Here is a 13,540-nt window from a genome sequence, read left to right as displayed (position 1 = left end):
CGCACTATAGCATTTTTAGTACGCATGTTTAACTGGTTAGCTTCAAATAAGAAGTGGTTGTAAATAGATAAGCGAGAGGTAAATTACATCTTGCAGTGAATGGGAGTAGAGTAACAATAGAGCTTAATGATGCAGCGGATGTGGAGGGAGATAAATGAGTAAATTATCCAGCGTTAGTCAGGTCATTATTTTGGCTGGTGTATTGTCTCTTTTTAGCTTAAGCGTACAAGCTAGTGATCGTTTTAGTTGGAGTAGCAATGTTTGGATGCAACCTAGCTGGAGCAGTAACTGGGGGGGTGGTATAGGGAGCCCTTATTGGAATCGTTACAATTATCGCCCTTATTGGAGTAACCACTGGAATCGTGCTTACTGGAACTATCCTTATCGTTATAATCGCCCTATCTATCGTGATGAACGTCAAGTTGAAAAACCTAAGGTGATAGCTGCACCGCTGAGAATCACGACCAGTATTCAATATGCATCTGGATTAAACAGTTTGCCAGAGAATGCTCGAGTCATACAAAAAGATGGCCGTACTATTTATGAGTGGCAAGGTGCTGAGTATATTTTCGATTGGGGTACTGAGACTTATAGGAAATTGAAATAGAATCGTTATCAATCATTCTGAGTGCATTGCTATTTCATCGTAAATTAATCGCTTTCTCACAATAAGTTAAGGGGAACAGTAATTGTATCTCCTTTTTTCTTATGATTGCTTTCAGCAAATTTAACTAAAAATGCATAAACCATGATTCCCTTCCTATACTAGTAATAGCTGTATATTTCTCCTTCCAGCTTAAGCAAGCTTAACCCATTTGAGTACTGAGTATGAGTGAACTAAAAAAATCGGAAATTCTTACGGAAAGCGGCACGAATGAACTTGAAATTATTGAGTTTCATCTACATAAGTCTCTAAAAGGCGGTGGACATAAAGTCTGTCACTATGGGATCAATGTGGCCAAGGTTAGGGAAGTTATCAGAGTTCCTGATACTTCGGATTACCCAAATGCTCAATCCCATATGGTAGGCGTTTTCTCTTTAAGGGATAATCTTATTCCACTTGTGGATCTTGCCGGATGGCTGGGGATCCCGACCGAAGATGAATTGGATAATAAAGTGGTTATCGTGACCGACTTTAATAAGATGATAAATGGTTTCTTAATCGATAGTGTTCGTAGTATTCATCGGGTGTCATGGGAACAAGTTGAGTCTCCCAGTCAATTTTTGGAGGCTGGTGAGCAGGACTGTGTTGTTGCTGTAGTTCGCCGTGAAGGCCATCTCATTATGGTGTTGGATTTCGAGAAAATTATTGCGGATATCAATCCTGAATTAAGTATGGATAAGTATGATGTGACCCTTGATAAGAGTGTGCTTATCAACGATGAGATGTTAGCTAAACGGGAAGCCAAAACCATATTGATTGTCGACGATTCAGCCTTTATCCGTAAGATGATTGAAAATACTTTGCGTACGGCAGGATATAACATCATTACTGCTAAAGATGGCGGTGATGCTCTGGAGATGTTAGAGGAGTTTGAAAGACTCGCTACTGAAGCTGGAGCCTCTGTAGAAGACATGGTCAGCGGTATCATCTCTGACGTAGAGATGCCTAGAATGGATGGGTTACATCTGTTGAAACGCCTTCGTGATATGCAGGTCTATAAAGAGATGCCCATTGTTATGTTCTCCTCTTTGATGAGTGAAGATAATCGAGGAAAAGCATTAGCATTAGGTGCTAATGATACTATCACTAAACCAGAAATAGGTCGTATGGTGTCTATGATTGATAGTTTTGTTCTTTAAGCACTAATTTTTATACTTTACTTCATATTATCCAATCCCCATGAAATGGTGAAATAGACACAAGCTTTCACCACTTTCAACCACTTTTTATGAGAATCAATATCTTATGTTTCATTCGACACTTAAATGTGAAGAGCCAACTTATACTCATATGTATGAGGACTCTGAATGCTGGTGGTCAATTTACTATTCTTGCTTCCTCTTAGTGCCTTGTGTTGTATTTTAGTCAACTCGGCTGTTGTCAGTCGGGTCTGTGAAGTGCCCCAGGTAAATCGACCTAATACCAATTACATCAAGTATCTGTTCATTCAGCCGGAGGCTCTCAAACATTCTGTCTCAATAATATGAATGCAAAAAAGCGTGCCTTAGCACGCTTTTGGTCACTCCATGGCTGATGTCGATTTGACTATCTACCCGATTTTGAATTGACTCACTGTTTTAGCTAGACTCTCACCGAGTGAGGATAGTTGTTCAGCAGACCTGCTGGTTTCTTCGGTTTGCTGATAAGTGGCTTCTGAAATTTCAGATACAGCATTTACATTTTGACTGACTTCATCTGCTACCGTCGCTTGCTGTCCAGCCGCTTCAGAAATGTGGGCGATAGAGTTGTTAATATCATCCATAAATTCGGCTATTTGGGCTAGAGATTGCTCGGTAGATTGAATTAGCCCCGCAGTGGATTCTGCACTGGAACAACTTTCAGTCATGGCATTAAAGGCGCTTTCAGAACGTTGTTGTAGTGTCTGTATTATTGTTTGGATCTCTTCTGTTGATTCTTGAGTTCTTGAAGCTAAAGAGCGTACTTCATCAGCAACCACTGCAAAACCTCTTCCTTGTTCACCAGCGCGAGCAGCCTCAATCGCGGCATTCAGAGCAAGCAGGTTAGTTTGCTCTGCGATACTGCGAATCACATCGAGTACAGTGCCAATTTGCTCACTGTCTTTGCGTAAGTTTTCGATAATGCCAGATGAATCAGTTAGCTGAGTAGAGAGAGAACTCATACTCGATACCGCATTTAAGACGACGTCACGTCCATTACTTGCAGTACTTAGCGCATTGCTGGAAAGCTCATTAGCCTGATTGGCACTAACACTTACTTCTGAGGCACTGGCGGACATTTCCGTCATCGCCGCTGCGGCTAACTGGGCTTGAGATTGCTGTTGGCTCACTCCATTTTGGGTCTCTTTAGCTTTGAGAGTTAAAGCATCAGAAGCTGACTGCAGTTGTTCTGTGGAATTGCTGACTTCGGTAACTGTATGTTGTATTTTCTCTGCAAACAGGTTGAAGCTTGCCGCTAGGTGGGAGAGCTCATCCTTACCTGTAACTGGTATACGTTTGGTTAGATCTCCTTCACCTTGTGCTATATCAGCAAAGACTTTATTCATTGAGTCTAAGCTCAAGATAATAGCTTTGGATATTACGTAGGCTATTAATAAGCCGAAGATGATGGCGATAGCGGCTACGGTTAAGAGCAGGGTTGAAGAGGTTTGTTGTGAATCATCAGCTGCTGTCGAAGCGGCACTCATTGATTCAGCAATTGAACTTCTAAGTTCATCTAATTCAATGGCAACTTTGGGCCCTATGGTGTCCAAAGTCTTTATTCCTACATTTCGTGCATTAATATAACTCGAAACTTCATTAGCGACCTGTGTGTAGCTTTCTATGTCAGATTTAGCTTCTGTAGCAAGATTGCGACGAGTCGGATTTTGTAAACTAGCAAGCAAGGTATCTATCTGTTTGGTCGTATCATCTAATTCTTGATTGAATCTCTCAACTTGAGCTTGTTGATTCTCAACTAAGAATTTAGATACGTAGAGTCTACCTAACAGTAGGTTTCGGATGGCTGTGCCTGCCAAAAATGCAGCTTGTATGTCACCATCACGATTAGCCGACTGCATTATTTTAGTTAACCCCCTTTCGATTTCAGGCCCTCTGGTATTAAGAGTTTCTTTTACTGCTTTATTACGTTTTTGCTGGTTACTTATCACGACATTATTAAAGGTGTTAACGTAGATATCTTTATTGTTTTTTATTTTATTGAGAATGGCTACACGTTGAGGGTTTTTAATTTCGACAAATGCTTTTTCAAGTGCCGATTGCCAGTGTTTACTCTGAGTCTGGAATTGTGAAATCCATTTATCATCACCTGTTTTGACATAGTTTTTCACTGTAAGCCTTAATCGATATAGGCTACTTGTGATATCTGCAGCTAGTTCAGTATCGGGTGCTAAATCAAATGTGATTTGATGCATTTGATAGGCTAGATTGTTGAGTGCGTTAATGCCTATTCCTGTGAGAAGTATGAGAATAAGTCCCAGTATGATAGGAGCTATCGAGAGTTTTTTCGCGACTGAAATATTAGATAGAAGTTGCATAAGGATATAATTTTTTAGAGGCTTTAGTTAGGTATAGCAAACTTTAGAGCAAGGATAAATGTTGCAGTGAAATTATATTATCTTATCCACCATGTTACAGGGGTGTTGCTTCTGTGATCTGCGAGAAGGAAGTGTTAATGATGAAATCACCTAGAACTATGATGATTTTTTGTCATGTATAAATTTAAGCTTAGGAATGCTACTAGAGGGCATTTAGTGGAGGATAAAGCTAACCTTTTGTTAAGTCAGGGTTCAGCTCGTGATGGTAGGGTTACCGTGTGCAGTATTTTACTGTGTTACGAGTATATAAGGACGCCGGAATGATAAAAAAGATGATGCAAAAAATAATAGTTTTAGCTTGCTCACTTCCCCTTTCTACCAGCCTAGCATTTGCATCAAGTCAAACTGCGGTTACAGCAAGTTTAGTTAAATCAGAAGTCAATGGTACTGTTCTTATATGTCAGTATCGCATTATGAAACAAATTCATTTTAAAGTGCTTTTTAGCAATGAAACTTGTCCGCAATTAATACAGGTAGATCATTAAGTTGTTACAACTTACTTTGAAGGGTCTGGGTCGGATTGTTCAATAGCTCGAAATGACCGTAAGAAAAGCCCAAGTCCGCCTATACTAAGTACCAAAATCACAATGAGATCGAAGGCGCTCATATGGGTAAAGCGGAACTGAATTGAGCTTATGACCCCAAAGATAAGCGCCACGAGAGAACCAAAAGTGAGTAACCAACCGAGGATATTCTTATAGTTATAAAACATGATTCCGACACCAAAAATAAATGGGATCATTACCATGCCGCTAGTAAGGTTAAAGCCACCCAAATTAGAGAATTGATAAAGATGGCTTCTCATGCCAAAAGAGCTGCTTATCTTTATGGCATTAAGCAGCATATAGAAGCCACCGCACATCATTATTAAACCTAAGAAAAACTGACCTATACCACCTGATGTACCACCTGCACCTTTCATATTGAATCCTTTAACATTTAAACCTATAGGTTGTGGTAGGTACCAACACTGAACTTCAGCTAACAGATTATCACCTTCAGCGATGATGGTCTTAACTATAATGTTATGGTTATCCAGTAGTATGAGCCCTGCATTGGCAAATTTGTTATAGATGTTTCTGTTGGTATCGGTAAACTTTGTTTTGGAAAACTGTTCACCAGCGTGAACATAGGTGAAACTAGTTAGATAAAGTTATCAAAGAAGCCTGTATATGTATAACGAATAGTGGAAATAGATTACTAGCAGAGTGTAAGCGCAATAAAGAGTCATGAGCATTGACAGTTTTTAGGCTTCACTTTATCGTATGGACTTATTCAATTTGTCTGGTCCTATTCCTTGGTTTATACCGTGATTCAGGGCTCCATTAACTCGATCCTACAGGATGATTTACGTGTTGTTAGCTAATCTAAGTACAAGTTATCTACAGCCACAGTGGCGTAGATAAAGGTAAATTTAAGTTATACCCAAATCACATCATTGTGGCTATTTCGTTTTCAACACTGAAATAGGTCTCGTATACCGCCTGCTTCGAATCTCTTCACTCCAATTTTGGAATCCTTTAGATGAATAAAAATAAAGTATTTGGCAGCATGCTTATTATTGCTGGTACTACCATTGGTGCCGGAATGTTAGCACTTCCATTGGCCTCATCAGGCTTGGGCTTTGGTGTTGCCAGTGTGGTCATGTTGCTAATCTGGTCTTTAATGACTTATACCGCCTTGTTGATGATAGAAGTTCATCAGTTCGCTCCGGTTGATGCTACCTTGCACACCTTGGCTTACAAGTTATTGGGGCGTAAAGGGCAGGTTGTTGCCAGTATCTCTATGATGTTTCTATTCTATGCGCTTTGTGCAGCATATATAGCCGGTGGAGGAGAGCAACTTCATACAAAATTGACTAATTGGTTCGAGCTAGATATTCCCATGCAACTTGGTGCGATACTCTTCACTGTGTTGATTGGGACTGTTGTAGCTATAGGAACGCACTCGGTTGATATGATAAATCGTACTCTATTTTCTTTAAAGCTTATTGCTTTAGTTGTGATGCTATTTCTGCTATTACCCCACGTATCCGTTAATAATTTAGTCGAATTACCTGTGCATCAAGGTTTAGTGCTGGCTTCTCTGCCTGTTATTTTTACTTCCTTTGGTTTTCATGGTTCGATCCCCTCGATAGTGCGGTATTTAGGCAAGGATACTAAAACGTTAAGATGGATCATTGTGGTTGGCTCAGCCTTACCCCTACTTATATACCTATTATGGTTAGTGGCAAGCCAAGGGGTATTGACTCAGGGGGAGTTGATGAATAGTCAGAGTCTCAATGGGTTTATAGGTTCATTAAGCGGTTTACTACATGATCCTATGATAGCGAATGCGGTGTCTGTCTTTGCAGATTTAGCCTTAGCAACCTCATTTCTTGGTGTAAGTTTGGGTCTTTATGATTTTCTGTCGGATCTATTAAAACGTAGCGCAAAAACTAGTCATAGGGTGCAAGTGGCGATTGTGACTTTTATTCCACCACTAGGTTTTGCCATGTTTTATCCTCAGGGTTTCATCACGGCATTAGGTTATGCCGCGTTTGCTCTGGTTGTACTGGCTATTTTCCTTCCTGTTGCCATGGTTGCTTCTCAACGTAAACAGCAAGTAGTTGATGGATACAGGGTGAAAGGAGGAAATGTCGGGCTAATTATTGTGACCTTAGCGGGCGTATTAATCATGTTAGTGCAATTATTACAGATGGTAGATCTGTTACCTACTGTAGGTTAGCGTTAATTTAGAACGAATCAGAGGTTGTTTTAAACGCTATTAGCGTGTTAATTGCTCCATTAAGTATTTAATTGTGAATATGGCCTGTTTTTTAGACGGTTAACTCTGGTTGAGCTTTACATTGAACTCAATAATCCCTATTATCAGCGTCGTTCGGAGGGATGGCAGAGTGGTCGAATGCACCGGTCTTGAAAACCGGCATGGGTTTATAGCCCATCTAGGGTTCAAATCCCTATCCCTCCGCCACATTCAAGACGAAAGGCTCATCAGAAATGATGAGCCTTTTTTCGTTTTAAGGTAGATATTTTAACCCTAGGGTTCCTATTATTCAAATCAGCTATCCCTCCGCCACATTTAAGATGAGTTCCTAACTCTTCCAATATTTATTACTATTAATGCTCACTCCTATATATAAGTTTCCTTGTTCATTAAGCTTTTTGAATAGCTTATTCCATGCAATCCATGTGGTGTATATTTCGAACATTTAACCTATGCACCAACTGCGGGGAATTGAGCCGAATATTTCAAAGGCTTTAGCTGGCTATTACTCTTAACTTAGCTACTTTGAGTGAATATGCAGATCTTGGTGACTATTGATATCGATTTGGGAATACTGGGCTATTAAATGTATGTGCTTCACAGGACCTTTAACCGTGTTGGTTTTTATTCATGTTTAGGGTGCTAGCACTCTGGTGCTTAGAGAGTTTATTTGTACTAAACGAGGAGAAGTAGGGCTTTATCGTAGATGTTTGTGGGTAAATCTGTGTGCAAGTGGTGCGTAAGGTGTTCTTAAGTGCTTGTTTGATAAAAATATCTATTATATTTCTAAAAGCCCTTGCGCTCTGAGTCGATATCCCTATAATGCGCATCCACTGACACGGCACAGCAGGCCAACTAAGCTAGTGACTTGAGATTAGCAATAGTCGAAAAACTAGATAACACGGGACTTGCAGCGTGATCAGTTCACTCTTTTAACGAGGAGTGAGAGTTAAAACTCTTCGGGGATTTGATTCAGGTGACAACCGCTTTACGGGCTTCGAGTTTGACTTCTGCTTAAGAAATCACCACTCGAAAACTTGTTAAAATAAGCGCTTGACGCCGACACTGGAGAGTGTAGAATACGCCTCCCTAGCCAAGACGATACGTCTTGGGAAGTTAGTAAGAAACCCGCGACCTAGCGTCAACGGTCACACAATAGTGTGAAGCTCTTTAACAATTCAAAACAAGAAATCTGTGTGGGCACTCACAGGTGTTGAGTTATTCGAAATTGTCTCTTTTGAGGCAATCAAAAATTTACTCAATGAATCACTGAGTGACCATAGCAACGGACTTTAACTTCTTTCGGGAAAATGAGGTTACGGAGCAATAATATGTGAACTTCATGAATCTTCGGGTTTGTGAAAAACAGTATAATTCGTTGAGCCGCTGATTTAGCCTTACTTGTTAAGGTGGATGACGCAAAAAACTTTAATTGAAGAGTTTGATCATGGCTCAGATTGAACGCTGGCGGCAGGCCTAACACATGCAAGTCGAGCGGAAACAGGAAAGTAGCTTGCTACTTTTGCTGTCGAGCGGCGGACGGGTGAGTAATGCCTAGATATCTGCCTAGTCGTGGGGGATAACAGTTGGAAACGACTGCTAATACCGCATACGCCCTACGGGGGAAAGGAGGGGACGCACTTTCGAGAGCGCCTTTCGCGATTAGATGAGTCTAGGTGGGATTAGCTAGTAGGTGAGGTAATGGCTCACCTAGGCGACGATCCCTAGCTGGTCTGAGAGGATGATCAGCCACACTGGAACTGAGACACGGTCCAGACTCCTACGGGAGGCAGCAGTGGGGAATATTGCACAATGGGCGAAAGCCTGATGCAGCCATGCCGCGTGTGTGAAGAAGGCCTTCGGGTTGTAAAGCACTTTCAGCGAGGAGGAAAGGTTGTCGTTTAATAAACGACAGCTGTGACGTTACTCGCAGAAGAAGCACCGGCTAACTTCGTGCCAGCAGCCGCGGTAATACGAGGGGTGCAAGCGTTAATCGGAATTACTGGGCGTAAAGCGTACGCAGGCGGTCTGTTAAGCCAGATGTGAAAGCCCCGGGCTCAACCTGGGAATTGCATTTGGAACTGACAGACTAGAGTCTTGTAGAGGGGGGTAGAATTTCAGGTGTAGCGGTGAAATGCGTAGAGATCTGAAGGAATACCGGTGGCGAAGGCGGCCCCCTGGACAAAGACTGACGCTCATGTACGAAAGCGTGGGGAGCAAACAGGATTAGATACCCTGGTAGTCCACGCCGTAAACGATGTCTACTCGGAGTTTGGTAACTTAGTTACTGGGCTCCCAAGCTAACGCATTAAGTAGACCGCCTGGGGAGTACGGCCGCAAGGTTAAAACTCAAATGAATTGACGGGGGCCCGCACAAGCGGTGGAGCATGTGGTTTAATTCGATGCAACGCGAAGAACCTTACCTACTCTTGACATCCACAGAACTCGCTAGAGATAGCTTGGTGCCTTCGGGAACTGTGAGACAGGTGCTGCATGGCTGTCGTCAGCTCGTGTTGTGAAATGTTGGGTTAAGTCCCGCAACGAGCGCAACCCTTATCCTTATTTGCCAGCGAGTTATGTCGGGAACTTTAGGGAGACTGCCGGTGATAAACCGGAGGAAGGTGGGGACGACGTCAAGTCATCATGGCCCTTACGAGTAGGGCTACACACGTGCTACAATGGTCGGTACAGAGGGTCGCAACGCCGCGAGGTCAAGCTAATCCCACAAAGCCGGTCGTAGTCCGGATCGGAGTCTGCAACTCGACTCCGTGAAGTCGGAATCGCTAGTAATCGTAGATCAGAATGCTACGGTGAATACGTTCCCGGGCCTTGTACACACCGCCCGTCACACCATGGGAGTGGGCTGCACCAGAAGTAGATAGCTTAACCCTTCGGGGAGGGCGTTTACCACGGTGTGGTTCATGACTGGGGTGAAGTCGTAACAAGGTAGCCCTAGGGGAACCTGGGGCTGGATCACCTCCTTACCTATACGACTAACTTAATATTTGTTGAGTGTTCACACAGATAACTTGTTCTTGTTAGAGCGAGAAACACGCCTTTACGGTGATGTTTGTTCTTTAAAAATTTGGAAAGCTGATAGTGTTAATGTGAAAGGGACAGTAAATATCTTATTTGTAAGTGATTTATTGTTAATAGCATTAGCGCGAAAAATAAATAATTGAGTTCTCAAACACTTAAATCAAGTGCCGAACGATTTACCTTAGGGTAATGAGTTCAAGAGTATTCTTTTGGCGAAAGTAAACACCATTAGTTGCGATACATCTCGTTCAGACTTACCCGTTTGAACAATAGATAACATTAGCGCAGTCATGTGATGCTAGGCAAGGCGATAAGGCAAACGAGGAAGGCGTGTAGTTTACTACATAACTGACGAGTGCGACTTATGAACGTAGCATAGCGGTGCAGTGACAAGCGAATAAAGACCTATGTGGGTTGTATGGTTAAGTGACTAAGCGTATACGGTGGATGCCTTGGCAGTCAGAGGCGATGAAGGACGTAGTAACTTGCGATAAGCGTTGGCGAGCTAGTAACAAGCATTTGAGCTAACGATGTCCGAATGGGGAAACCCACTAGCATAAGCTAGTATCACATACTGAATACATAGGTATGTGAGGCAAACCCGGGGAACTGAAACATCTAAGTACCCGGAGGAAAAGAAATCAACCGAGATTCCCCTAGTAGCGGCGAGCGAACGGGGATTAGCCCTTAAGCGTAGAGGGTGTTAGTGGAATGTGTTGGAAAGCACAGCGGCACAGGGTGATAGCCCCGTACATGAAAACTAACTTTACGTGAAAACGAGTAGGACGGGACACGTGACATCTTGTCTGAACATGGGGGGACCATCCTCCAAGGCTAAATACTCCTGACTGACCGATAGTGAACCAGTACCGTGAGGGAAAGGCGAAAAGAACCCCTGTGAGGGGAGTGAAATAGAACCTGAAACCGTATACGTACAAGCAGTGGGAGCGGTTCAGCTCTTTCGAGAGCGAGAGGCCGTGACTGCGTACCTTTTGTATAATGGGTCAGCGACTTACATTTTGTAGCGAGGTTAAGCGAATAGCGGAGCCGTAGGGAAACCGAGTGTTAACTGCGCGTTTAGTTGCAAGGTGTAGACCCGAAACCCGGTGATCTATCCATGGGCAGGTTGAAGATTGAGTAACATCAATTGGAGGACCGAACCGACTTATGTTGAAAAATGAGCGGATGACTTGTGGATGGGGGTGAAAGGCCAATCAAACCGGGAGATATCTGGTTCTCCTCGAAAGCTATTTAGGTAGCGCCTCGAGCGAATACCATTGGGGTAGAGCACTGTTAGGCTAGGGGTCATCCCGACTTACCAACCCTTTGCAAACTCCGAATACCAATGAGTACTACTCGGGAGACACACGGCGGGTGCTAACGTCCGTCGTGAAAAGGGAAACAACCCAGACCGTCAGCTAAGGTCCCAAAGTTATTGCTAAGTGGGAAACGATGTGGGAAGGCTTAGACAGCTAGGATGTTGGCTTAGAAGCAGCCATCATTTAAAGAAAGCGTAATAGCTCACTAGTCGAGTCGGCCTGCGCGGAAGATTTAACGGGGCTAAGCAATACACCGAAGCTACGGGTGTGCACTTTATTGTGTACGCGGTAGAGGAGCGTTCTGTAAGCCGTTGAAGGTGAAGGGGTAACCCACGCTGGAGGTATCAGAAGTGCGAATGCTGACATGAGTAACGATAAAGGGAGTGAAAAACTCCCTCGCCGAAAGACCAAGGGTTCCTGTCCAATGTTAATCAGGGCAGGGTGAGTCGACCCTAAGGCGAGGCCGAAAGGCGTAGTCGATGGGAAATGGGTTAATATTCCCATACCTCTACTAACTGCGATGGAGAGACGGAGAAGGCTAGGCTAGCGCGGCGTTGGTAGTCCGCGTTTAAGGTGGTAGGCAGTATTCTTAGGCAAATCCGGGAATACGCATTAAGTTGCAATGCTGAGAGCTGATGACGAGTCACTAAGGTGATGAAGTAGTTGATGCCATGCTTCCAGGAAAATCTTCTAAGCTTCAGGTTAGTAGGGATCGTACCCCAAACCGACACAGGTGGTTGGGTAGAGAATACCAAGGCGCTTGAGAGAACTCGGCTGAAGGAACTAGGCAAAATGGTACCGTAACTTCGGGAGAAGGTACGCTCCTGTTGGTGATGAGACTTGCTCTCTAAGCTGACGGGAGTCGCAGATACCAGGTGGCTGCAACTGTTTATCAAAAACACAGTACTGTGCAAACTCGCAAGAGGAAGTATACGGTATGACGCCTGCCCGGTGCCGGAAGGTTAATTGATGGGGGGATCTGCGGAGAAGCTCATGAGCGAAGCCCCGGTAAACGGCGGCCGTAACTATAACGGTCCTAAGGTAGCGAAATTCCTTGTCGGGTAAGTTCCGACCTGCACGAATGGCGTAATGATGGCCACGCTGTCTCCAGCCGAGACTCAGTGAAGTTGAAATTGCGGTGAAGATGCCGTATACCCGCGGCTAGACGGAAAGACCCCGTGCACCTTTACTATAGCTTGGCACTGAACATTGAACCTACATGTGTAGGATAGGTGGGAGCCTTTGAAGCAGAGACGCTAGTCTTTGTGGAGGCAATCTTGAAATACCACCCTTGTAGTTTTGATGTTCTAACTTAGGCCCCTGAATCGGGGTTGAGGACAGTGTCTGGTGGGTAGTTTGACTGGGGCGGTCTCCTCCCAAAGAGTAACGGAGGAGCACGAAGGTTGGCTAAGTACGGTCGGACATCGTACGGTTAGTGCAATGGCATAAGCCAGCTTAACTGCGAGACATACACGTCGAGCAGGTACGAAAGTAGGTCATAGTGATCCGGTGGTTCTGAATGGAAGGGCCATCGCTCAACGGATAAAAGGTACGCCGGGGATAACAGGCTGATACCGCCCAAGAGTTCATATCGACGGCGGTGTTTGGCACCTCGATGTCGGCTCATCACATCCTGGGGCTGAAGTCGGTCCCAAGGGTATGGCTGTTCGCCATTTAAAGTGGTACGCGAGCTGGGTTCAGAACGTCGTGAGACAGTTCGGTCCCTATCTGCCGTGGGCGTTGGATGATTGAAGGAAGCTGCTCCTAGTACGAGAGGACCGGAGTGGACGAACCGCTGGTGTTCGGGTTGTTATGCCAATAGCATTGCCCGGTAGCTACGTTCGGAATCGATAACCGCTGAAAGCATCTAAGCGGGAAGCGAGTCCTAAGATGAGTCATCCCTAGAGATTAAATCTCTTTAAAGAGCCGTTCGAGACTAGGACGTTGATAGGCAAGGTGTGTAAGCGTTGTGAGGCGTTGAGCTAACTTGTACTAATGACTCGTAAGGCTTAACCATACAACCCAGATGGGTTTTAACTCTTGTTAAGAGAGTGAGTGCACTAAGGTGTTACTTCAAAAGAATACGAACTTGATTTAAGTCGAACCAATTATTTAGAATTATCTTGCGAATGTGAGATAACAGCTTTCGAAATTATTTACCTTTAGCTTTTTAAACGC

6 protein-coding genes, 1 tRNA gene and 2 rRNA genes are annotated in these 13,540 nt (G+C 43.8%); 7 read left to right on the top strand and 2 right to left on the bottom strand.

Annotated elements, in window-relative coordinates; genetic code table 11:
* Nucleotides 1-154 precede the first annotated feature (154 nt).
* A complete protein-coding gene (locus HWQ47_RS25765; protein ID WP_269968801.1) occupies nucleotides 155-607 on the top strand; it encodes a hypothetical protein in 453 nt (150 codons plus the stop codon).
* A 221-nt stretch (nucleotides 608-828) separates the two neighbouring features.
* Nucleotides 829-1,803 carry a chemotaxis protein CheV gene (locus HWQ47_RS25760; RefSeq protein WP_269968800.1) on the top strand — a complete coding sequence of 325 codons (975 nt, stop codon included), beginning with the start codon at nucleotides 829-831 and terminating at the stop codon, nucleotides 1,801-1,803.
* A 410-nt stretch (nucleotides 1,804-2,213) separates the two neighbouring features.
* On the opposite strand, the gene HWQ47_RS25755 is transcribed toward HWQ47_RS25760, so the two are convergent.
* A complete protein-coding gene (locus HWQ47_RS25755; RefSeq protein ID WP_269968799.1) occupies nucleotides 2,214-4,178 on the bottom strand; it encodes a methyl-accepting chemotaxis protein in 1,965 nt (654 codons plus the stop codon).
* A 320-nt stretch (nucleotides 4,179-4,498) separates the two neighbouring features.
* Here HWQ47_RS25755 and HWQ47_RS25750 point away from each other — a divergent pair, with 320 nt between their 5' ends.
* On the top strand, nucleotides 4,499-4,723 hold the full coding sequence (locus HWQ47_RS25750; protein ID WP_269968798.1) for a hypothetical protein: 225 nt from the start codon (nucleotides 4,499-4,501) through the stop codon (nucleotides 4,721-4,723).
* 11 nt (nucleotides 4,724-4,734) lie between these two features.
* Here HWQ47_RS25750 and HWQ47_RS25745 read toward each other — a convergent pair whose 3' ends face one another.
* Nucleotides 4,735-5,160: a hypothetical protein gene (locus HWQ47_RS25745; RefSeq protein ID WP_269968797.1), complete on the bottom strand. Its 426-nt coding sequence runs from the start codon at nucleotides 5,158-5,160 to the stop codon at nucleotides 4,735-4,737.
* A 602-nt stretch (nucleotides 5,161-5,762) separates the two neighbouring features.
* Here HWQ47_RS25745 and HWQ47_RS25740 point away from each other — a divergent pair.
* The 4 genes from HWQ47_RS25740 to HWQ47_RS25725 all read left to right on the top strand — a co-directional run bounded on the left by HWQ47_RS25740 (nucleotide 5,763) and on the right by HWQ47_RS25725 (nucleotide 13,379).
* Nucleotides 5,763-6,965, top strand: coding sequence for an aromatic amino acid transport family protein (locus HWQ47_RS25740; protein ID WP_269968796.1), 1,203 nt, complete (start codon nucleotides 5,763-5,765; stop codon nucleotides 6,963-6,965).
* A gap of 155 nt (nucleotides 6,966-7,120) precedes the next feature.
* Nucleotides 7,121-7,211 (top strand) — tRNA-Ser (locus HWQ47_RS25735).
* A gap of 1,222 nt (nucleotides 7,212-8,433) precedes the next feature.
* Nucleotides 8,434-9,988, top strand: a 16S ribosomal RNA gene (locus tag HWQ47_RS25730).
* Between the two features lie 475 nt (nucleotides 9,989-10,463).
* Nucleotides 10,464-13,379 (top strand): 23S ribosomal RNA (locus HWQ47_RS25725).
* The 16S and 23S rRNA genes sit together here, the layout of an rRNA operon.
* Nucleotides 13,380-13,540 lie beyond the last annotated feature (161 nt).

Origin of the sequence: Shewanella sp. MTB7, from assembly GCF_027571385.1 — a bacterium.
Lineage (GTDB): Bacteria > Pseudomonadota > Gammaproteobacteria > Enterobacterales > Shewanellaceae > Shewanella.
This window is presented reverse-complemented; position numbering and strand designations above follow the sequence as displayed.